The 21,872-nt window shown below is 67.8% G+C and carries 19 protein-coding genes and 1 pseudogene; 13 read left to right on the forward strand and 7 right to left on the reverse strand.

Annotated features, from left to right (window positions below; all coding sequences use genetic code 11):
- The first annotated feature begins 167 nt into the window (after positions 1-167).
- The 6 genes from LRM18_RS19240 (at position 168) to dld (ending at position 7,050) form a co-directional block, all read left to right on the forward strand.
- On the forward strand, positions 168-926 hold the full coding sequence (locus LRM18_RS19240) for an SDR family NAD(P)-dependent oxidoreductase (RefSeq protein WP_049465141.1): 759 nt from the start codon (positions 168-170) through the stop codon (positions 924-926).
- Positions 927-1,055: 129 nt separating this feature from the next.
- Complete coding sequence (locus LRM18_RS19245) at positions 1,056-1,508, forward strand: MgtC/SapB family protein (protein WP_049445899.1); 453 nt, start codon at positions 1,056-1,058, stop codon at positions 1,506-1,508.
- Between the two features lie 224 nt (positions 1,509-1,732).
- Complete coding sequence (lldP, locus tag LRM18_RS19250) at positions 1,733-3,391, forward strand: L-lactate permease (RefSeq protein ID WP_164688884.1); 1,659 nt, start codon at positions 1,733-1,735, stop codon at positions 3,389-3,391.
- Between the two features lie 53 nt (positions 3,392-3,444).
- Positions 3,445-4,209, forward strand: coding sequence for a transcriptional regulator LldR (gene lldR, locus LRM18_RS19255; protein ID WP_270955299.1), 765 nt, complete (start codon positions 3,445-3,447; stop codon positions 4,207-4,209).
- A gap of 4 nt (positions 4,210-4,213) precedes the next feature.
- Positions 4,214-5,353 (forward strand): FMN-dependent L-lactate dehydrogenase LldD, encoded by a 1,140-nt coding sequence (gene lldD / locus LRM18_RS19260; protein WP_049465145.1) that lies wholly within the window; start codon positions 4,214-4,216, stop codon positions 5,351-5,353.
- Entirely contained in the window at positions 5,350-7,050 is a 1,701-nt protein-coding gene (gene dld / locus LRM18_RS19265) for a D-lactate dehydrogenase (RefSeq protein ID WP_270955300.1), read from the forward strand. The genes lldD and dld overlap by 4 nt, the downstream gene beginning before the upstream one ends.
- 249 nt (positions 7,051-7,299) lie before the next feature.
- Here the strand turns inward: dld and LRM18_RS19270 are convergent, their stop codons facing one another.
- On the reverse strand, positions 7,300-7,596 hold the full coding sequence (locus LRM18_RS19270) for a hypothetical protein (protein WP_014037553.1): 297 nt from the start codon (positions 7,594-7,596) through the stop codon (positions 7,300-7,302).
- A 168-nt stretch (positions 7,597-7,764) separates the two neighbouring features.
- On the opposite strand from LRM18_RS19270, the gene LRM18_RS19275 reads away from it, so the two are divergent.
- Positions 7,765-8,421 (forward strand): decarboxylase, encoded by a 657-nt coding sequence (locus tag LRM18_RS19275; protein WP_270955301.1) that lies wholly within the window; start codon positions 7,765-7,767, stop codon positions 8,419-8,421.
- Positions 8,422-8,489: 68 nt separating this feature from the next.
- The gene (locus tag LRM18_RS19280; RefSeq protein WP_270955302.1) at positions 8,490-9,269 is read left to right on the forward strand and encodes a CDP-diacylglycerol diphosphatase; all 780 of its coding nucleotides are present in this window, start codon (positions 8,490-8,492) and stop codon (positions 9,267-9,269) included.
- A gap of 8 nt (positions 9,270-9,277) precedes the next feature.
- Here the strand turns inward: LRM18_RS19280 and LRM18_RS19285 are convergent, their stop codons facing one another.
- Complete coding sequence (locus tag LRM18_RS19285; protein ID WP_057493741.1) at positions 9,278-9,865, reverse strand: GNAT family protein; 588 nt, start codon at positions 9,863-9,865, stop codon at positions 9,278-9,280.
- Between the two features lie 213 nt (positions 9,866-10,078).
- Here LRM18_RS19285 and LRM18_RS19290 point away from each other — a divergent pair, with 213 nt between their 5' ends.
- Positions 10,079-12,805 carry a TonB-dependent receptor gene (locus tag LRM18_RS19290; RefSeq protein ID WP_270955303.1) on the forward strand — a complete coding sequence of 909 codons (2,727 nt, stop codon included), beginning with the start codon at positions 10,079-10,081 and terminating at the stop codon, positions 12,803-12,805.
- 80 nt (positions 12,806-12,885) lie between these two features.
- Here the strand turns inward: LRM18_RS19290 and LRM18_RS19295 are convergent, their stop codons facing one another.
- Positions 12,886-13,530 carry a hypothetical protein gene (locus LRM18_RS19295; protein ID WP_049465157.1) on the reverse strand — a complete coding sequence of 215 codons (645 nt, stop codon included), beginning with the start codon at positions 13,528-13,530 and terminating at the stop codon, positions 12,886-12,888.
- A gap of 184 nt (positions 13,531-13,714) precedes the next feature.
- Here LRM18_RS19295 and LRM18_RS19300 point away from each other — a divergent pair, with 184 nt between their 5' ends.
- Positions 13,715-14,875, forward strand: coding sequence for an amidohydrolase family protein (locus tag LRM18_RS19300; RefSeq protein ID WP_270955304.1), 1,161 nt, complete (start codon positions 13,715-13,717; stop codon positions 14,873-14,875).
- A 77-nt stretch (positions 14,876-14,952) separates the two neighbouring features.
- Here the strand turns inward: LRM18_RS19300 and LRM18_RS19305 are convergent.
- From LRM18_RS19305 to LRM18_RS19315, 3 genes and pseudogenes are all read right to left on the reverse strand, one after another.
- Positions 14,953-15,391: pseudogene (locus LRM18_RS19305) on the reverse strand (DUF3806 domain-containing protein).
- Between the two features lie 176 nt (positions 15,392-15,567).
- On the reverse strand, positions 15,568-16,041 hold the full coding sequence (locus LRM18_RS19310; protein WP_270955305.1) for a DUF3806 domain-containing protein: 474 nt from the start codon (positions 16,039-16,041) through the stop codon (positions 15,568-15,570).
- Between the two features lie 162 nt (positions 16,042-16,203).
- A complete protein-coding gene (locus LRM18_RS19315; protein ID WP_049465161.1) occupies positions 16,204-17,085 on the reverse strand; it encodes a LysR substrate-binding domain-containing protein in 882 nt (293 codons plus the stop codon).
- A 120-nt stretch (positions 17,086-17,205) separates the two neighbouring features.
- Here LRM18_RS19315 and LRM18_RS19320 point away from each other — a divergent pair, with 120 nt between their 5' ends.
- Both LRM18_RS19320 and LRM18_RS19325 read left to right on the forward strand, forming a co-directional pair.
- On the forward strand, positions 17,206-17,907 hold the full coding sequence (locus LRM18_RS19320; RefSeq protein ID WP_057493745.1) for an ankyrin repeat domain-containing protein: 702 nt from the start codon (positions 17,206-17,208) through the stop codon (positions 17,905-17,907).
- A gap of 51 nt (positions 17,908-17,958) precedes the next feature.
- Positions 17,959-19,416 (forward strand): amidohydrolase family protein, encoded by a 1,458-nt coding sequence (locus LRM18_RS19325; protein WP_270955306.1) that lies wholly within the window; start codon positions 17,959-17,961, stop codon positions 19,414-19,416.
- A gap of 130 nt (positions 19,417-19,546) precedes the next feature.
- Here the strand turns inward: LRM18_RS19325 and LRM18_RS19330 are convergent, their stop codons facing one another.
- Complete coding sequence (locus LRM18_RS19330) at positions 19,547-20,476, reverse strand: LysR family transcriptional regulator (protein WP_270955307.1); 930 nt, start codon at positions 20,474-20,476, stop codon at positions 19,547-19,549.
- A gap of 93 nt (positions 20,477-20,569) precedes the next feature.
- Between LRM18_RS19330 and LRM18_RS19335 the strand changes: the two genes are divergently transcribed.
- The gene (locus tag LRM18_RS19335) at positions 20,570-21,763 is read left to right on the forward strand and encodes an MFS transporter (protein WP_270955308.1); all 1,194 of its coding nucleotides are present in this window, start codon (positions 20,570-20,572) and stop codon (positions 21,761-21,763) included.
- Positions 21,764-21,872: the final 109 nt, after the last annotated feature.

The raw sequence follows: 21,872 nt of genomic DNA on the forward strand, positions 1-21,872 counted from the left end.
ATTCCATGGGGAGGAGATGCGTGACCTGAGCATAGGCGCGAACGCGTTGCAGCGATGGGAAGGATCGTTGCAGGCCCTGTATATGCCGCGGTCGTAACACGTCGGGGCGTAGCGTGCTAGCCAGGCGGGTGCATTCCGCTTCGATTGACAACACGTGGAGAACACAGATGATCGATTACCAGCTCACCGGCAAGACCGCGATCGTGACCGGAGGCGTCTCCGGCATCGGCCTTGCGGTGGCGCAGACACTGGCGGCGTCCGGTGCCCGGATCTCGGTCTGGGACCTCAAGCAGGATGCGGTGGATGCCACTGTCGCGCAGTTGCAGGCGCACGGCGGACAGGCGATCGGTGTGGCGCTGGACGTCACCGATGACGCGGCGGTGGAGGCCGCAGTGCAGCGCACGGTGAAGGAGCTCGGCGGCGTGCATATCGCGGTCAACAACGCCGGCATCAGCGGGCCTGCAGCCAGCAGTGGCGACTATCCGGTCGATGGCTGGCAGCGCGTGATCGACGTGAACCTGACCAGTGTCTTCCTGTGCCAGCGTGCGCAGATCCAGGCCATGCGTGCGGCCGGCAGCGGCGGCAGCATCATCAACATGGCTTCGATCCTGGGCCAGGTGGGCTATGCCGGCTCCACTGCCTATGTGGCCGCCAAGCACGGCGTGGTCGGGCTGACCCAGACCGCTGCCTGGGAACATGCCGCAGACGGCATCCGTGTCAACGCGGTGGGCCCGGGTTTCATCAGCACGCCGCTGCTGGAGAAGATGGACCCGAAGGTGCGTGCCACCCTGGAGGGCCGCCACGCATTGAAGCGGCTGGGCACGGCGGAGGAGGTGGCGGCGCTGGTGGCCTGGCTGGCCAGCGACGATGCCTCGTTCGCGACCGGCACGTACTACGCCATCGATGGCGGCTACCTGGCGCAATGAGCGCGCGCGGTCAGCAGATCCACGCAGGGCGTGGATGAGGACGTGCGGTGAAGAGGGCGTGCCATCGTCTTCACCCCCGCCCTACGACCGCCGAGCAAGGCTCCGGGAAAAACACCCGGAGCCTGACCCATGGAACTTACCCAGGATGTCTCGATCCTGCTGCGCGTCGCGACGGCGATGCTGTTCGGCGGCGTGCTCGGCGTCGAGCGCGAGATGGGCAAGCACGCCGCTGGCCTGCGCACGCACATGCTGATCGCGGGGGCCGCCGCGTTGATCGTCGGCCTCGGTGATTCGGTGGCCGAGCATTTCCAGCAGGAGCGCTATCGCGACCTGCTGCAGGTTGATCCGGTGCGTCTGATCGAGGCGGTGGTGGCCTGTGTTGGTTTCGTGGCCGCCGGCACCATCCTGCGCGGCTCACGCGAGGACCAGGTCAGCGGCCTGACCACGGCCAGCTCGCTGATCATGGCCGCGGCCATCGGGATTGCGGTGGGGATCAGCAAGTACGTGATCGCCATCGGCGTGAGCGTGCTGTGCGTGCTGGTGCTGGCGGTGATGCGGCGGTTGGAGAAACGGATCTCGTAGGGAATCTCGAGTTGCCGGCCAGCGGCCGGCACTACCATGGCGGCTCGAATGGTCGGACCAATATGATATCTAGCCCTATGGTCTAATAGGCTCTTCGTCGGAGTGGCGGTTAAATCCGCTGCACGTGGTCTGATCGAAATTATTATTGGTAATGCCAATAATCGACAGCCACGGCGATCCACCGCCTGCGGTGGGGCACCTTCCGCATCCAGTCGAGAGTCTTCATGCAGCCCTGGCAACACCTGTACGACCCCGCCGGCAACCTGTGGTTGTCCAGCCTGATCGCGCTGCTGCCGATCGCGTTCTTCTTCGTTGCCCTGGCCGTGCTGCGCATGAAGGGCTGGCTGGCCGGCACGATCACCGTGGCCATCGCGCTCGGCGTGGCCCTGCTGTTCTACCGGATGCCGTTGCCCCAGGCGCTGGGTGCGGCCGGCTTCGGCTTCGTCTACGGCCTGTGGCCGATCGCCTGGATCATCATCGGCGCGGTGTTCCTCTACAAGGTCTCGGTCAAGACCGGGCAGTTCGACATCATCCGTGCTTCGATCCTGTCGGTGACCGAAGACCAGCGCCTGCAGATGCTGATGGTCGGCTTCGCGTTCGGTGCCTTCCTGGAAGGGGCGGCCGGTTTCGGTGCGCCGGTGGCGATCACCGCAGCATTGCTGGTCGGGCTGGGTTTCAAGCCGCTGTACGCCGCTGGCCTGTGCCTGATCGTCAACACCGCGCCGGTGGCGTTCGGCGCGATGGGCATCCCGATCATCGTGGCCGGGCAGGTGACCGGCCTGGATGCATTCGAGATCGGCCAGATGGCCGGCCGCCAGCTGCCGTTCCTGACCGTCATCGTGCTGTTCTGGATCATGGCGATCATGGATGGCTGGCGTGGCATCAAGGAAACCTGGCCGGCGGTGCTGGTGGCCGGCGGCTCGTTCGCCCTCGCGCAGTACCTGACCTCGAACTTCATAGGCCCGGAGCTGCCGGACATCACCGCGTCGCTGGCGTCACTGGTGTGCCTGACCCTGTTCCTGCGCCGCTGGAAGCCGGTACGGATCTTCCGCTTCGATACCGAAACCAGCGCCGAGGCGGCTGCACAGGCACTGGAGGCACCGCGCTACAGCGTCGGCCAGATCGCCAAGGCGTGGTCGCCGTTCCTGATCCTCACCGCGATGGTCACGTTGTGGAGCATCAAGCCGTTCAAGTCGCTGTTCGCGGCGGGCGGCCCGCTGGAAAGCTGGGTGCTGAAGATCCCGGTACCGGGCCTGGACCAGCGGGTGCAGAAGATGCCGCCGATCGTGGACGCGCCGCTCAGCTATGAGGCGGTCTACAAATTCGACTGGTTCTCGGCCACCGGGACCTCGATCCTCCTTGCGGCGGTGATCGCAATCATCGCGCTGCGCATGCCGGCCCGATCGGCGCTGAAGACCTTCGGTGAAACCGTGCGTGAGCTGCGCATGCCGATCTACTCGATCGGCATGGTGCTGGCCTTCGCCTTCATCGCCAACTATTCGGGCCTGTCGGCGACGCTGGCACTGGCATTGGCGCACACCGGCGACGCCTTCCCGTTCTTCTCGCCGTTCCTGGGCTGGCTGGGCGTGTTCCTGACCGGTTCGGACACCTCGTCCAATGCGCTGTTCTCGGCACTGCAGGCCACCACCGCGCAGCAGATCGGCGTGTCCGACGTGCTGCTGGTGGCGGCCAATACCACCGGCGGGGTCACCGGCAAGATGATCTCGCCGCAGTCGATCGCCATCGCCTGTGCGGCGGTCGGCCTGGCCGGCAAGGAGTCGGACCTGTTCCGCTTCACCGTCAGGCACAGCCTGGTCTTCACCACGATGGTCGGCCTGATCACCCTGGCCCAGGCCTACTGGCTGACCTGGATGATTCCCTGAGCCATGCCGTGCGCTCTGACCCCCTGCTGCACGCTTCGGGCCACAATGGCGCCATGAGCACGCAACGTATTTCGGACAGGGTGGCCGCGCAGCTGCGCGGCCTGGTGCAGGAACAGCGGCTGCAGCCGGGCGACAGGCTGCCGGCCGAGCGCACCCTGGCGGTGCAGCTGGGGGTCTCGCGCACCGCGCTGCGCGAGGCCATCGCGCAGCTGGCCAGCCAGGGCCTGCTGACCGCACGGGTTGGTGGCGGTACCTACGTGGCCGAACCGGCGGCGCGCGCGCGGCAGGCGCTGGATGAACCACTGGCACCGTACCTGCCGCTGTTCCAGGGCGACCCTGAATACCGCTTCGACGTGCTGGAGATCCGCCACGCGCTGGAAGGTGCCACGGCCTGGCATGCGGCGCTGCGAGCCACCGATGAGGACCGTACGCGCATCGCGCAGGCCTTCCAGACCATGATGGACGCGCACGGCAAGGACGACCCCGCCGGCGAAGCGGAGGCAGACGCGGCCTTCCACCTGTCCATCGCCGAGGCGTCGCACAACCTGGTGCTGCTGCAGGTGATGCGCGGGCTGTTCGAGCTGCTGCAGACCAACATCTCGCAGAGCCGCGAGAAGCTCTATACCTCGGCACGGACCTTCTCGCCATTGTCCGACCAGCACCGCGAAATGATGGACGCGGTGCTGGCCGGCGATCCCGAACGCGCGCGCGCCGCCGCGCATGCCCACCTCGAGTTCGTGCACACCACGCTGCGCACCCTCGATGACAACGAAGCCCGGCGTGCGCGGGCCTCGCGCCTGCCTTCCCCACACGGTTGACCCCATGATCATCTCCGCCTCCACCGATTACCGTGCTGCGGCCGAACGCCGGCTGCCGCCGTTCCTGTTCCACTACATCGATGGCGGCGCGTATGCCGAGCACACGCTGAAGCGCAACGTTTCCGACCTGTCCGACATCGCGCTGCGCCAGCGCATCCTGCGCAACATGTCCGACCTGAGCCTGGAAACCGAGCTGTTCGGCGAGAAACTGGCGATGCCGGTGGCGCTGGCGCCGGTCGGCCTGACCGGCATGTACGCCCGGCGCGGCGAAGTGCAGGCGGCGCGCGCGGCCGACAGCCGTGGCATCCCGTTCACCCTGTCCACGGTCTCGGTGTGCCCGATCGAGGAGGTGGCACCGGCGATCCAGCGGCCGATGTGGTTCCAGCTGTACGTGCTGCGCGATCGCGGCTTCATGCGCAATGCGCTGGAGCGGGCAAAGGCTGCGGGCGTGACCACGCTGGTGTTCACCGTGGACATGCCGGTGCCGGGCGCGCGCTACCGCGATGCCCATTCGGGCATGAGCGGCCCGAACGCCTCGCTGCGCCGCATCGGCCAGGCCATCACCCATCCGCACTGGGCGTGGGACGTCGGCCTGTTCGGCCGCCCGCATGATCTGGGCAACATCTCTACCTACCGTGGCAACCCGACCGGGCTGGAGGACTACATCGGCTGGCTGGGCAGCAACTTCGATCCGTCCATTTCGTGGAAGGACCTGGAGTGGATCCGCGAGTTCTGGAACGGCCCGATGGTGATCAAGGGCATCCTCGACCCGGATGATGCGCGCGATGCGGTCAGGTTCGGTGCCGATGGCATCGTGGTGTCCAACCACGGTGGCCGCCAGCTGGATGGGGTGCTGTCCACCGCACGTGCATTGCCGGCCATTGCCGATGCGGTGCAGGGCGACCTGAAGATCCTTGCCGATTCGGGCATCCGCACCGGCCTGGACGTGGTGCGCATGCTGGCGCTGGGGGCCGATACCGTGCTGCTGGGTCGTGCCTTCGTCTATGCACTGGCCGCCCAGGGCGAGGCCGGCGTGGCCAACCTGCTGGACCTGATCGCCAAGGAGATGCGCGTGGCGATGACACTGACCGGCGCGCGCCGCATCGCCGACATCGGCCGCGATCTGCTGGTCAGCCTGCCATGAGTGGCCACGATGCCCTGCTGGCGCAGTTGCGCGACGCGGTGGGCAGCCGCCATGTATTGACCGGCGACAAGGCCACGCGCCGCTTCCGCCGTGGCTACCGCTTCGGCAACGGCCCGGTGTTGGCGGTGGTGCGCCCGGGCACGTTGCTGGAACTGTGGCGTGTGCTGCAGGCGGCGGTGCAAGGCGGCGCGGCGATCATCCTGCAGGCAGCCAACACCGGCCTGACCGGTGGCTCGACCCCGGACGGCGATGACTATGGCCGGCCGATCGTGCTGGTCAGCACGCTGCGCCTGACCGGCATCCAGCTGTTGAACGAAGGCCGCCAGGTGCTGTGCCTGCCCGGTGCGACACTCGACCGCCTGGAGCAGACCCTGGCGCCGCTGGGCCGCGAACCGCATTCGGTGATCGGCTCGTCCTGCATCGGCGCCTCGGTGCTGGGTGGCATCTGCAACAACTCCGGTGGCGCGCTGGTGCGACGTGGCCCGGCCTACACCGAGCTGGCGCTGTATGCGCAGGTCGATGCGCAGGGCCAGCTGCAGCTGGTCAACCATCTGGGCATCGCGCTGGGTGAGACGCCCGAGCAGATCCTGCAGCGCCTGCAGGCCGGTGACTACTCGGCTGCCGACGTGGGTGACGGCGATGGCCGCGCCGCCTCCGATCCACGCTATGCCGAGGACGTGCGCCGGGTTGATGCCGATACGCCGGCGCGTTTCAACGCCGACCCCAGCCGCCACTTCGAAGCGGCCGGTTCGGCCGGCAAGCTGGCGGTGTTCGCGGTGCGCCTGGATACCTTCGAAAAGGAGGCTGCCGAGGTCTTCTACATCGGCAGCAACCGCACCGACAGCCTCACGGCGATCCGGCGCCAGCTGCTGACCGGCTTCGAGCGGCTGCCGATTGCCGGTGAGTACATCCACCGCGATGCGTATGACATCGGCGAGCGCTACGGCAAGGACAGCTTCATGCTGATCGACCGCCTGGGCACTGCGCGCGTGCCGGCCGCGTTCGCACTGAAGAGCCGGGTCGATGGCTGGTTCGAACGGTTGGGCCTGCGCGGGGTCACCGACCGGGTGATGCAGGGGCTGACCGGCCTGATGCCCTCGCACCTGCCCAAGCGCATGGGTGAGTTCCGCCAGCGCTATGAGCACCACTTGTTGCTGAAGGTCTCTGCGCAGGACGCAGCACAGACCGAAGCGTGGTTGCGCGAGTTCTTCGCCGCGCACGAGGGAGGCTATTTCCACTGCACGGCGGAGGAGGGGCGCAAGGCTTTCCTGCACCGCTTCGCCGTGGCCGGTGCGGCAGTGCGCTACCGCGAAGTGCATCGCGCGCAGGTGCAGGACATCGTGGCGCTGGACATCGCGCTGCGCCGCGATGACGCCGACTGGTTCGAGCAGTTGCCGGCCGATCTCGACGGCCGCCTGCTGCACAAGCTCTACTACGGCCACTTCCTGTGCCACGTGTTCCACCAGGACTACATCGCGCGCAAGGGCGAGGACCCGATGGCGATCGAGCATGCGATGTGGGCGCTGCTGGACCAGCGTGGCGCCGAGTATCCGGCCGAACACAATGTCGGCCACCTGTACCCGGCCAAGCCGGCGCTGGCGGGGTTCTACCGGCAGCTGGACCCGAGCAATACGTTCAACCCCGGTATCGGCCAGACCTCGAAGGCGAAAGGGTGGGGTGGCTGCGACTGCGGATGATGTAGAGCCGAGCCTATGCTCGGCTGCTCGTCCGGACAGACAGCAGTCGAGCATGGCTCGACTCCACACAGGTGATGGCGGGCAGCGGTTACCATCGCAATCCCAGCCTGTTCCGCTTCAGCAGCGGGGTATTCCACCCCGACCAGGCGCTGCCGGACTGCGGGGTATACCGAGCCCTGAGCTGTAGCGCCGAGCCTGCGCTCGGCTGTCACGGAAGCGCAGCCGAGCATGGGCTCGGCTCTACAGCGCCTACTCGCAGCGGGTGGCGGTGATGATGTTGTCCTTATCCACGTACACGCGCAGGCGATCGTGGCGGATGTCCTTGGTGGTGATGGTGTTGGGGCCGATCGGGTTGACCAGGCCGGCACCGCTTTCGCTGGACAGGCGGCGGATGTTGGGCTCATTGGCAGGCTGGCCGATTGCCCAGCCCAGCTGGCTGGCGTCGCAGTGGCCGGTACCCTTGACCTGCGGACCGGGGGTGCTGACGCAGGCTGACAGCAGCAGGGCCGACGCGGGCAGCAACAGGGACAGACGGAAGGCGGACATGCAGCGCTCCTGCGCAGGGAAGATGGGCGGAACGATAGCACCCAGCGTGCGAAAGGCGTCAGCGTCCCGGTCATTGCCGGCACAGCGTGATCACTGCATAGTGAGCGGAATGACTGGCAGCACGCCAGCGGGCAGGCCGGGCCATTCCGGTGCGGGTGCTGGAGAGGTATGTCGGCAGGCAGTTTCCGTGACAAAAGCAGGGCAATGGTACTGGCGTTGTCCGCGTGGGGCCTGACGTTCGCCGCGTCGGCGGCTCAACCGGCGCCGGCCGCTGCTGCGGAAACGCCGGTGTTCGGTGCCTGGCGCAACCTGCAGACCGAAGCCGGCCACGTGCCGGCCCAGCGCGATCTGGCCTTTGCGATGCTGCCGCAGGCCGCCACCCGCGGCGATCGGTTCGCCATTGTCGACCGTGAAGGCAAGCGCACGGTGTGCTGCCTGCAGGTAGCCAGCCCGTCGCTCGGCGTGGCCGCGCTGCGCGAGGAGTACCACCTGCCGCAGGCCTGGGTGACCGACCTGAGCAATGGCCGCAGCCCGGCGCGCCCCTATCTGCCGCACGTCTATGCGATGCAGCGGGTGGACGAACTGGCCGACTATGGCTTCGCCGATGTGGCGGGCGCCTACAGTGACCTGGGCGGCCTGCTGATTCCCGAGGGCGCCGCGCTGGAGCCCGACGGCAGTGTCATACGGCTGGGCGACACCCGCTATCTGCTGCACTTCCAGCGGCAGCCGCATGCCGATGACGATGGCGCGCTGGACCGCTACACCCTGCAGGCCGGCGAGGGCGCTGCCCCGATCGTGGTTGAAGTGCCGTTCGGCACCTACTGACTGCAGTACGGCACTGGCTAGAATGCAGCACGGCGCTGTCCGCCGTGCCTGTTCCGTGAGCTGCTGCCGTGTCCCTGCGCCCCTTGTTGCTGCCCTCCCTGCTGGTGCTGTCCGCCTGTGCCAGTGCGCCGCCCCCACCGCCTGCGCATTCCGACGCGCTGTGGCGCCTGATCGAGCGCGACTGCCGGGCGGCGGAAGGCCCGCGGGGCAGCTGCCTGCGGGTGGAGACGGCGGCGGACCGGCGCGACGTGCTGGTCAAGGACGCGCATGGTGACTACCAGTTCCTGCTGATGCCGCTGGACAAGGTCACCGGCATCGAAAGCCACGGCCTGTACCGGCGTGGAGCGCCCAACTATTTTGCCGCGGCCTGGCAGGCCCGCGCGCATACCGAACGCGCCCTGGGCCGGCCGTTGCCGCGCAGCGTGGCCAGCCTGGCGCTGAATTCACCGCATGGCCGCTCGCAGCACCAGCTGCACATCCATGTCGACTGCCTGCGCGCGGATGTGCTGCAGGCGCTGGACGCGCACGCCGGCACCCTGGGCCCGCACTGGTCCCCGTTGCCGATACCGCTGCGCGGGCATCAGTACCAGGCCTACCTGCTGCCCGGCGCGGAGTTGACCGCCAATCCGCTCAACCTGCTGGCCTATGGCCTGAGCGGGGTGGGCGATGTCGGCCAGTGGAGCCTGGTGGTGGCCGGCCGCGACGACGTGCAGGGGGGCCCTGGCTTCATCCTGCTGGCGACCCGGGTGGACGCGGCCAACGGCAACGACGCCAGTGGCGAAGAGCTGCAGGACCACGCCTGCACGCTGTTGACCGGTGCCGGAGCGGCACTGGAGCGGGTGCGTTAGCCGGTTCGCTACCGGCCGTTGCGCCAAGTGGTTGCGGTGAGCGCCAGCAGCTGGCGGTCATGCCATCCGGCCGCATCCAGGTGGTGGTCGCGCAGGATGCCTTCGCAGCTGAAACCCTGGGCCTGCAGCGCCTGGGCGAACGGGGAGGTGCAGCCCGGTGGCAGCAGCACGAAGAGGCGGTGCAGGCCGACGTCGTCGAACAGAAAGGGGCACAGCGCCCGCAACGCGGCCTGCGGATGCGCCTGGCCGTGCTGCAGCGAGTGCAGCTCGGCGCAGCGCGAGTGCAGGGAGTGCAGGCGTACATGCAGCTGGTCGAGCAGGGCGCCCTCGGCGTCATCGAATACGCCGAGCACCAGCAGATCGTTGTCCTGCTGAAGGCGCGAACGATAGACGCTGGCAAGGAAGCGTGCTTCTTCGTCGACGCCGGGCGCATGCCGCTGCACGCGCTGGCGGCGGTCATCGAAGACGCGCCAGCGCGGCAGGTCGGTGCGCTGGAACGAACGCAGGGTGACAGGCGCGGCCTGCAGGTGCAGCAGATGGCGGCGCAGCACGGGCCTTAGCGGGTCAAGAGGGAGGAAAGGGGCGCTGTGGGTCATTCGCCCACCATGGAAGCATCGCCCCTGGCATGCCATGCAAATCCTTGCAAAAACGCCCTACTGCCGCGAACCGCTCTGATTCGGTTCAGGCATAAGCCCATCAGGGCTGGTCATTTCCGTTGAAACCGTCCATTCAGGACACTTTCGTTACGGGATCGTTATGCGCCGCACAGGCACGGCTCCCCGTCCACCACCCACTCCCCCAGGAAGCCCATGTCCGCCTCTCCCAAGGCGTTGCGCCCGCGTCCGCTGGTGCTCGCGCTGTCGTCCCTGATGCTGGCCTCGCTGCCGGCCTTCGCGCAGGAAAGCGCACCCACCACATTGCAGGAAGTGAAGGTCACCGGCTCGCGCATTCCACGTGCCAGCGTCGAGGGGCCCTCGCCGGTGACGGTGATCAGCCGCGAGCAGATCGACGCGCAGGGCTACCGCAATGCCTTCGACGCCCTCAGTGCGCTGACCGAGAATACCGGCAACGTGCAGGGCGAGGACTTCGGCAATACGTTCACCCCGGCCGCCAACACGATCAATCTGCGTGGCCTGGGGCCCAACCGCACGCTGGTGCTGGTCAACGGCCGTCGCCAGGCCGACTACCCGCTGGCCTACGAAGGCTCGGTGAACGTGGTCAACCTGGCCAACATCCCCAGTGCGCTGATCGAGCGCATCGAAGTGCTGGCTGCCGGTGCGTCGGCGGTGTACGGCTCCGACGCCATTGCCGGTGTGGTCAACATCATCCTCAAGGACCATTTTGAAGGCGTGGACGTCAACGTGCGCGCCGGCGGCACCCAGCAGGGCGGCGGTGACAACCAGCGCGTGCAGGTGGTGGGCGGCGGTTCCGGTGAGCGATGGGATGCGCTGTTCGGCTTTGAATTCGACGTGCGCAAGGCGATCCACGCGCGCCAGCGCGACTTCATGGATTCGCTGGACGATGATCCGGCGGGCAAGGCGCCGCAGGCAACGGCGATCGCCTACCGTCGCAACGCCGCCACCGGCCGCAACATCGATCCAGGCCTCAACGGCTGCGATGCCGCGTCCGGCATCTATGGTGGCAGCGTGTTCCGTGCCAGCAACCCGCGCCTGGGCTGGTACTGCGGCAGCAACGAGGCCGCGGCCAGCTACTGGACGGTGCAGACCGAGAAGCGCAACCTCAACGGCTATGGCCTGGCGACCTTCCACCTCAACGAGAACACCGACCTGTTCGCCGATCTGGCGGTAGGCAGCGCGCGCATCAGCAACAACACCCGCGCACCGGCCTGGACCTCTTCGCGCAACTACTTCTACAACCAGAACACCGGCACCCTGGAGAGCTGGTACCGCCGGTTCGCGCCGGAAGAAATCGGTGGCCTGCCGCGCAATGCCAACCGATTCCTGGAGAATTCGTGGTCGTTCAATATCGGTGCGCGTGGCCAGCTTGGCGACAGCGGCTGGGACTACGAAGCGGTCTACAGCCGTTCGCGCTATGAGAACCGCACCCGCCGCCCGGTACTGCTGGCCGGCATCAACGAATACCTGCTCGGCCCGCAGCTGGGCGTGCGCAATGGCGTGGAGGTCTATGCACCGGACCCGTCGCGCCTGTTCCAGCCGCTGACGCCGGAGGAGTACGGCCGCCTGTCCGGCTACCAGGAAAGCCGCAACGCGGCGTGGTTGCAGACCTTCAGCGCCAGCGTCAACGGCCGCCTGTTCGCGCTGCCGGGCGGTGATGCCGCGCTTGCAGCGGTGGTCGAGGCCGGCAGCCAAGGCTACCGCAACCGCCCGGACCCGCGGCTGGGCACCGGCGAGTTCTGGAACACCAGCGCCGGTATCGGTGCCGGCGGTGACCGTGACCGCTATGCGGCCGGCGTGGAGCTGCAGTTGCCGCTGCTGCAATCGCTGACCACCACGCTGGCCGGTCGTTATGACCAGTACCGTGCGGGCGGCGAGCACATCGGCAAGGCAACCTGGAGCTTCGGCGTCGAGTTCCGCCCGATCGAGAGCCTGCTGATCCGCGGCTCTGCCGCGACCAGTTTCCGTGCGCCGGACATGAACTACGTGTTCGCCACCGAGACCCGGGGCTACAACCCGGGCATGACCGATTACTGGCGCTGCCGCACCGCAGGCCAGTCGTACGACAACTGCGACTACAACGGCCTGTCGATCGACTACAGCAACCGCGCCAATGCGCAGCTGCAGCCGGAAACGGCCAAGTCCTATGGGTTCGGCGTGGTCTGGTCGCCGTTGGCCGGGCTGGACTTCAGTGCCGACTACTACGACATCCGCATCGACAACGAGGTGACCAGCCTTGATACCAGCCGCATCCTGCGTGACGAGGCCGATTGCCGCCTGGGCCGGACGCTGGGTGGCGAAGCGCGCGATATCGGCTCGCCGCTGTGCCAGGACGCGCTGTCGCGGGTGATCCGCAACCCGTCCAATGCCACGGTGCAGCCGGACCAGGTCATCCGTGTGCTGATCAACCCGATCAACGCGGCCTCCGAATCGGTGCGTGGCCTGGATCTGAAGGGCAACTGGCGCTTCGACGCCGGCCGCTATGGCCGCTTCACCACGCGCCTGGCCTATACCGTGGTGCTGGAACACACGTACCGGCAGTTCGCCGATGATCCGGAGCGCGACATCCGCAATTCGCTGGATGACTACCAGTGGCGCAGCAAGGCCAATGGCAGCATCACCTGGAACCAGGGAGACTGGACCACCACCCTGTATGGCAACCGCTTCGGCTCGCTGCCGAAGACCGATGGCAGTGGCCGCATCGCGCCGTACATGACCTACAACGCCAGCGTGTTCCGCCAGCTCGGTGAGAACCTGTCGGTGGGCGTGATCGTCAACAACCTGCGTGACAGCCGCCCGCCGGCGGACAAGAACGGAGGCGGCTGGCCGTTCTACCCGGTCGGCAACTACGACCCGTATGGGCGCCAGTACTGGCTGCAGCTGGACTACCGGTTCCGCTGATCCGGCTGGCAGACAGAAGGCCCGGCAATGCCGGGCCTTCTGCTGTGTCGATATCCGCTGTGATGGCGCGCGCCGGTGGCCTAGGGCAGTGCCTGCTGCAGGTACGACTCGATGACGTAGCTGAAGGGCTGCTGCTGGCGGTCGCGCAGCAGGGCGCGCACCTCCAGGATCACGCCGTGGTCGCCTTCGCCGCGCGGCGGCCAGAAGGTCTGGTCGGCCAGGGTCTGGCGCTGGAAGCCGAGCGGGCCGACCACACGACCAAAGGGCTCGTCGGTGCTGTCCAGCACCTGGTTCATGGCAGGGCTGAGATGCTCCGGCAGGTACCAGTTGTCGGCCTCGGAGAGCACACGGCTGCCACAGACCAGCTGCACGCGGCGGTAGCGCAGTGGGGTGCCCGGTCGCGTGGCGCCCAGCGCCTGCAGCACGTCGGCGGGTGCAGGCTTGTCCTGGCCATGCACGCGCACCGCGCGTACCCGGGCCTGCGCGGCCAGGCCATGCTCGGCGCACCAGTGTTCCAGGGTGGCGGTGGCACTCTGCCCGGACAGTACCCGCTGGTGCAGCCGCTCGACCAGCGCCGCCGGTGCGATGCGTTGCTGGCCGGGCGGCGCCTGCAGCGGCGCGCTGGCGGCGGCATCGGTGGCGGACAGGCTGGCGATCGGTGCAGCCGCAAGCAGTGACGCGGCCTGCCAGCGGCGGAGACGGTCGTGGCGGTCGGACGGGCCCATGCGGCATCACAGCGGAAACAGGCGCCTATGTTACCCGTTCAGGCGTCTGTACGGCGTGGCCGTCGCGCGCCGTCGCCACCGCGTTCATCGGATTGGTGAATATGTGGCATCCAGATATTTCGTTGGCCGATGGCGGTCGCTGCGCCCAGGATGGCGCCCTGACTTGGCTTTCCCGGAGTTCCCGATGTCCCTCCAGTTCGTCCATGGCGGTGTCGACCGCGACGGTGCGCCGCTGCAGTTCCATATCCAGGACGGGCGCATCCGCGGCCTCGGCAGCGATGCAGTGCCGGCCGAAGGGGCCGAACACATCGACCTGCACGGTTTTGCGCTGCTGCCCGGGCTGGTCGACGGCCACATCCATCTGGACAAGAGCTTCGTCGGGGACCGCTGGCATCCGCACCAGCCGGTGAACAGCCTGCGTGAGCGGCTGGCGGTGGAGAAGGCCGCGATGGCCGGCGCCGCGCCGATGGCGGACCGCGCCGAGGCATTGATCCGCCAATGCAGCCGCTTCGGCACCGTGGCGATGCGCTGCCACGTGGATGTGGATGGCAGCACCGGCCTGCGCCATCTCGAGGCGGTCCGCGAAGCGGCGCGGCGCTGTGCCGACATCATGCGCATCCAGCTGGTGGCGTTCCCGCAGGCCGGGGTAATGTCCTGCCCGGGTACCGCCGCCGTACTGGAGCAGGCGCTTTCCGCGGGCGTGGAAGTGCTCGGCGGCATCGACCCGACCACGCTCGATGGTGATGCCGAAGGCCAGCTGGCGCTGCTGTTCGGGCTGGCCGAGCGCCATGGCGTGCGGCTGGACATCCATCTGCACGAGCCCGCTGAAACCGGACTGGCGCAGCTGCTGCGCATTGCCGCGCGCACGCGTGCTGCCGGCCTGCAGGGGCGTGTGGCGGTCAGCCATGCCTATTCGCTGGGCGATGTGCCGCTGGCGCGCGCACTGCAGGTGGGTGAGGCGCTCGCCACCGCCGGTGTTGCCATCATGAGCAACGCGCCGGGTGATCATCCGTTCCCGCCACTGCGTGCACTGCACGATGCCGGCGTGCGCGTGTTCGCGGGCAATGACAACATCCGTGACTGCTGGTGGCCCTACGGCAACGGCGACCTGCTGCAGCGTGCGATGTTGCTGGGCTACCGCTCGGGCTTCTACACCGATGCCGACCTGATGCTGGCGCTGGACATGGTCACCACGCATGCCGCGCAGGTGATCGGCCTGCCGCAGCATGGCATCGCCGAAGGCCTGCCGGCGACCTTCGTCGCCGTACGTGCGGACCACGGCCCGGCTGCGGTGGCCGCGGTACCGGTGGAGCGCCGGGTGGTGGTCGACGGCCGCTGGCTGTAGATGCACGTCATGCGCGGGTGGCGCCATCGCGAGGTCTCATTCATCCACGCATGGCGTGGATCTGCCCCGGTGGGCCGTCAGGCGTAGTCGTCGGCGCGGGTGGCGACGAATTCCTCAAGCCACGCCAGCAGATGGGCGATGTCGATGACCTCGCCTTGCTCGACGCGCGTGAGCAGCAGCGTGCTGGCGCCGATCTGCAGACTGCTGTGGGCATAACGCAGCACCGCGTCGATGCCCCGGGCATCGGCGACCTGCATCCAGGCCAAGGCCCGGCACGCGCTGGGCCAGGGTGTCGCAGAACGCCAGGCCCAGCGCTTCCCAGCCATCACAGTCGTCACGATCGATCAGTTCGGCATCGACCACGCGCTGCAGGGTGGTGGCCGCCAGCGGCCACTGCACCGGCAACGTCGGGAATCCGGTAGCCACGCGCGCGCCGATCAGCGAACGCTGGTGCTGCAGATGTGTCTGCAGGGCAGCGGGATAGGGACCGAAGCGGGCGGGGATTTCATCGGACATGGCAAGGCGCCGTGGAGCAAGGAAACAACGGGCACTCTAGCTGGCGATGTAGTGCCCTGGCGCGGCAGGTCCGATCAGATATCGATGGTCAATGCGCGAACTCTGATTGCTCCCGCAGCTGCAACATCAAGGTCCGTATACGTCATTCTGCGCGGCTCAACTGTCCGCTCATGGGCTCACCTGGACCTGCGCGCTTGCTGGATGACGAACTCCTCGAGGGTTTCAAGCAGATAGTTGATCTCAATGGTCTCGCCTTCTTCGACGCGTTTGATCAACAGGGTGACGGCGCTGACCATGATATTGGCCTCTCCATAGCGGAGAACCGCATCGACGCCCCATGCGTCGGTTACCTGGGCCCAGGCAAGTTCCGGTAGACGCTGTGCCAGACAGTCACCGAATGCGACCCCCAGTGCTTCCCAGCCGTCACAAGCATCGTGATCGATCAGCTCTGCATCGACTACGCGTTGCAGCGTGCTCGGCAGTAGCGGCCATTGAACAGGCACCGTGGGGAACGCAGATGCGACGAGCGCAGCAACCTGCGCACGCTGCTGCTGCATATGCGCGACGAGTGCAGGTGGCAGCGGATCAAACCGGATGTCGGCTTCGTCCTTCGGAGCAGGGGTCAAAGTCACCTGGTAAGTGCTGGTCATAGGCGGGGTAATCCGGAGAAGGGCGTTCACCACCCTATCGCCCAGGCCTTGGGTACGCCATCAGCGGGCCTTTTGCGACAAGCGTGTATCTGCTGGCGTACCCGCGCCCTTTTCAATGCCGGAGGGGCGTTTCTATCCACGCATGGCGTGGATCCACTGTGGTCACTCCGGTTCGCGCTGTACCTGCCGCCACAGCTCGCTGGCCAGCGCACGCACGGCGTCATCAGCGTCCGCGCGGTGCAACAGGCCGATCTCGTAATTGTCGATCACCGGCAGCGCGCGATCGCCATCGATGATGCGGTGATCGCGGGTGACCGCCCGACGCGGCAACAGGCTGATGCCGATGCCATCGGCCACCGCGCCCTGGATGCCACTCAGCGACGAGCTGGTGAACGCGATGCGCCAGCGCAAGCCCAGTGCTTCCACGGCGTGGATCATCTCGTCGCGGTACAGCCCGCGCGGCGGGAAGGTGACCAGCGGCAGCGGATCCTGCTGCAGGCAGCTGCTGCGCAGGCTGTCGATCCAGTGCATCGGCTCGCGGCGGCAGTGCACCGCCTGGCGGCTGTTGCGGCGCTGCTTGACCAGCACCAGGTCCAGCTCGCCGTGGTCGAAACCCTGTGCCAGGTCGCGGCTGAGGCCGCTGCTGATCTCCAGCTTCACCTGCGGGTGGCGACGGCTGAAGGCGGCCAGCATGCGCGTGGTCTGCGCATTGACGAAGTCCTCGGGAACGCCGATGCGCACCGCGGTCTCCACCGTGGCGCCGGCCAGTGCCTGCGCCATTTCCTCGTTCAGGTCGAGCATGCGCCGGGCATAGCCGAGCAGGGTGTGGCCGGCATCGGTGGGATGGACATCGCGGTGGCCGCGTTCAAGCAGGCGATGCCCCGCCAACGCTTCCAGCCGGCGCACCTTCTGGCTGACCGTGGACTGGGTCGAATGCAGGCGCGTGGCTGCCGTAGTGAAGCTGCCGCAGTCGGCCACCATCACCAGCGCCCGCAGCAGGTCCAGTTCGAACAGCGTTCTATTCGATTTGGCACTGTCAGCCATTTGAACATTTCACTTCTGGATACCCCGGCCGACTTCTACCATGCAGGCCACGGCCCGGCAATGCCCGGCTGCTGCCACCGCCGCCCGGCATTCCGTGCGACGGACACGAGGAGACACGTCATGCGCTTCCATTGTTCTGCTGCCAGGCCTGCGCCCTTCGCGCGCGTGCTGCTGTTGTGCCTGCTGGCCATGGCCACGCCCGCCTGCACCGCAACGTCCAAAGCCGACGTCGATGGCCGCCTGCGTGATGCCGCCAGTCGCGGCGACGCCGATGCGGTGCGACAGGCGATCGAGGAGGGCGCCACGCTGGAGGCGCGCGATGGCCAGGGCCGCACGGCGCTGCTGCTGGCCACGCACGGCAACAACGTGGAGGCCGCGCGCGCGCTGATCGAAGCCGGCGCCGACGTCAACGCCAAGGATGCGTTGCAGGACAGCGCCTACCTGTATGCCGGTGCGCGTGGGCTGGACGAGATCCTGGCGATGACGCTGGCGCACGGCGCCGATCTGCACAGCACCAACCGCTATGGCGGCACTGCGCTGATTCCCGCCGCCGAGCGTGGCCACGTGGCCACCGTGCGCACGCTGCTGCGCGCCGGCGTCGCGGTGGATCATGTCAACCGCCTGCACTGGACCGCGCTGCTGGAAGCGATCCTGCTCGGCGATGGCGGCGCGCGCCACGTGCAGATCGTGCAGCTGCTGCTCGATGCCGGTGCCGATCCCGAGCTGGCCGACGGTGATGGCGTGACGCCGCTGGCACACGCGCGCCAGCGCGGCTATGCCGGCATTGAAACCCTGTTGCGCCAGCACGGCGCGACGCGCTGAATGCAAACCCCTTCCACCCGCACGCTGGGCGTGCCCACCAGGATGCTGTCCATGTTCCGTTCCCGTCCGTTGTCCCTTGCCATCCTCCTTGCGGTGGCGCCGCTGTCGGCGTCTGCTGCCGAGCGCGCCGACCTGCTGATCCGCAACGCCACCGTGGTCGACGTGGAACATGCCAGCACCCGGGCCGGGCAGAGCGTGGTGATCCGTGGCGAGGACATCGTTGCGGTCGGCCCGGACGCCCAGCTGCGCGACCAGTGGAGCGCAGCCCGCCAGATCGATGCCAAGGGCAAGTACCTGATCCCGGGCCTGTGGGACATGCACGTGCACTTCGGCGGTGGCCCGGCGCTGATCGAAGAGAACAAGGCGCTGCTGCCGCTGTACATCGCGCACGGCATCACCACCGTGCGTGACTGTTCCGGCGACCTGCCCGGGCAGGTGCTGCAGTGGCGCGGTGAAATTGCCAAGGGCACGCTGTTCGGCCCGCGCCTGCTCAGCTCGGGTGCGAAGATCGAAGGCATCAAGCCGGTGTGGAAGGGGACGATCGAAGTCGGCAGCCAGGCCGACGTCGACCAGGCGATCACCCGCCTTCAGCACGACAAGGTCGATTTCGTGAAGATCACCGACAGCACACTGACGCCGGAGCTGTTCCTGTACGCGGCCGATGCCGCGCGCAAGGCCGGCTTCAAGGCCTCGGGCCACATTCCGATGGCGCTGACCGTGGAGCAGGCGGTCGATGCCGGCCTGGCCTCGATCGAGCATCTGGACTACGCATTCAAGGCTGGGAGCAAGGACGAAGCGCAGATCGCCGCCGACTTCGGCGCAGGCCGCATCGACCGCGCCGAAGCCAACCGCCGCCTCGATGCCAGTTTCGACCGTGACACGGCGATGCATGCCTACCGTGATTTCGCCAAGCGTGGCGTGTTCGTGACCCCGACCCTCAACGGCGGCCGCATTCTCGATTTCCTCGACCAGGATGACCATGCCAACGACCCGTACCTGGCCTACATCGGCCCCGGCCTGCGCGCGACCTACCAATGGCGCGTGGACCGTGCGGCAAAGGCCACGCCGGCACAGATCGAGGCGCGCCACGCGCAGTATCACCAGGTGGCTGCCGTGCTGCCGATGCTGCAGGAAGCGGGGGTGACGATCATCGCCGGCACTGATGCGGGCTTCCTCAATTCGTTCAATTTCCCGGGCATCGCCCTGCACCAGGAGTTGCAGTTGTTCGTGAAGGAGGGCCTGAGCGCGCCGCAGGCGCTGTCGGCCGCCACCCGTTCCGGCCCGGCCTGGTTCGGCCAGATGGACCGCTATGGTGGTGTCGCGCAGGGCAAGGCCGCCGATCTGGTGCTGCTGACCGCCAACCCGCTGCAGGACATTGCCGCCACCGAGAAGATCGACAGCGTGGTGCTGCGTGGCAACGTGTATGACCGTGCCGCGCTGGACAAGATGCTGGCCGACACCAGGGCCAAGGTCGCGGCGTGGAATGCCGAGGCTGCCAAGGCGCAGTGATCGACAGGGTCCGATCCCCTCCCGCCGGGAAGCGCTCTGACCCTGTGGCCTCGAACGGAATCCACGCATGGCGTGGAGCTACCCGTATCGTCAGTAGATCCAGGCCATGCGTGGATGATGTGAGCGGGCGCTAGCGCGGTGCCGGCCGCATTCCGTGCAGCTGCGGCAGTGCGGCCTTCATCGCGTCGATGAAGGCGCGCAGCCGGGGCGGCTGCTGGCGCGCGGCAGGAAACACCACGTGCACCGGGAGCGCCGGTGCCTGCCAGTCCGGCAGCAGCTGCACCAGACGCCCTTGTGCCAGGTCCTCTGCGACCAGCCAGGCCGAGACCACCGCCGCGCCCAAACCCGCGCGCGCGGCCTGCTGCACCACGAACAGGTTGTCGGTCAGCAGGCGTGGGCTGATCGACAGCGTGTGCGCGCGCCCCTGCGCGTCATGCAGCAGCAGGCGCTCGCGGTAATAGGTGACCAGCGAGATCCACGGCAGTGACTGCGCCTGTTCCGGCGTGCGCACCACCGTGGCCAGCACCAGCGAGGGCGCTGCCACGACGATGCGCGGCACTTCGGCCAGCGGCAGCGCAACCATGCGCGGCTCGTCCACCGGGCCGACCCGCACCGCGCAGTCGATGCCTTCGGCGACGAAGTCGGGGCGGCGATCTTCCAGGATCCACTCCAGGCTCAGCTGCGGATGCTGGGCGAGGAAGTCCAGCATGGTCGGCAGCAGCTGGGCCTGGCCGAAGGCGTGCGGCACCATCACCCGCAGGCGTCCACGCAGCGTTTCCGGTTCGCCCTGCAGTTCGGCCTGCAGCGACTCCCATTCGTCGACCACGCGTTGCGCATGACGCTGGCAGCGCAGCCCGTCCTCGGTCAGCTGCAGCCCGTGGGTGGAGCGCTGCAGCAGGCGCAGGCCGAGCTGACGCTCCAGCGCCTGCAGGCGCCGGCTGACCGTCGGCTGGGTGGTGCCCAGCTGCACGGCTGCGGCAGACAGGCTGCCGGCATCGACGATGCGCAGGAAGGTGCGCAGCAGATCCAGGCGATCGGCGCCGGTGGCAAGGTCATTCATGCGTGGCACGTATGAAGTGTATGTGCAGGAGCCTACTACAGACGCCAAGCGAATACAGGCAGCATACGCCCACCTCCTCCACCGGACTTCCCCATGTCTACCCCCTCGCTGTCCGTCGCCGCCGCACCCGCGACCGCACCGTCCACGCCGTTGGTGCTGGCGATGGCGGCCGGCGCCGGCTTCTCGGTCGCCTCGCTGTACTACAGCCAGCCGATGTTGGGCCTGATCGCCCAGGACCTCGGCGCAGGTGAACGCGCCGCCGGCCTGGTGCCGACCCTGACCCAGCTCGGCTATGCGCTGGGCATCCTGCTGCTGGCACCGCTGGGCGACCGCTTCGACCGCCGCAACCTGATCCTGTTGAAGTCCGCGCTGCTGGCGCTGGCACTGGGCGCCGCAGCGATGGCCGGGCACCTGCCGGGGCTGCTGATGGCCAGCCTGCTGGTCGGGCTGATGGCCACGCTGGCGCAGGACATCGTGCCCGCCGCGGCGGTGCTGGCGCCGGATGCACAACGCGGCCAGATCGTCGGCCGGGTGATGACCGGCCTGCTGCTCGGCATCCTGTTGTCGCGCGTGGTCAGTGGCGTGGTGGCTGAAGCATGGGGTTGGCGCACGCAGTTCGTACTGGCTGCGGTATCGGTGGCGACGATGGGCGCGGTGATGGCGCGCGCGCTGCCGCGTTTCGCACCGACCAGCACGCTGCGCTATCCGGCGCTGCTGGGCTCGTTGCTGGCGTTGTGGCGCGAGCAGCCACAACTGCGCCGCGCGGTGGCCAGCCAGTCGCTGCTGGCCGTGGGCTTCAGCGCGTTCTGGTCGACGCTGGCGTTGATGCTGCACGCACGCCTGGGCCTGGGCAGTGCTGCGGCCGGTGCGTTTGGTATCGCCGGTGCGGCCGGTGCCCTGGCCGCGCCGTTCGCCGGTCGCTTCGCCGATCGGTTGGGCAGCCATGCGGTAGCGCGGCTGGCGATCGCAGTGGCACTGCTGGGCTTCGGCCTGCTGCTTGCTGAGCGCTGGCTGCCGGTCGCTGCGCTGCTGCCGCTGCTGGTGGTGAGTGCATTGCTGTTCGACTTCGGTTTCCAGTCGGCGCTGGTGGCGCACCAGACGCTGGTCTACGGCCTGGTGCCACCGGCGCGCAGCCGGCTCAATGCGCTGCTGTTCACGGGCATGTTCATCGGCATGGCGGCCGGTGGCGCGCTGGGCAGCCTGGCGCTGGCGCAATGGGGGTGGCACGGCGTGGCCTGGTTGGCGGTGGTGTGTGCGGGCGGCAGCCTGCTGCTGCGTTTGAAGTAGGGGTGATTAGCAGGGCCTGCAGCGCTGCACCTGCGGTCTGTTGGAACCGCTCTCGGGGTCAGATCCGTTTTCCGGAGGAAAGCGGATCTGACCCCAGATGTATTTCGAT

The sequence above is a fragment of the Stenotrophomonas sp. PI_27 genome (genome assembly GCF_027854495.1).
In the GTDB taxonomy this organism is placed as follows: domain Bacteria; phylum Pseudomonadota; class Gammaproteobacteria; order Xanthomonadales; family Xanthomonadaceae; genus Stenotrophomonas; species Stenotrophomonas pavanii.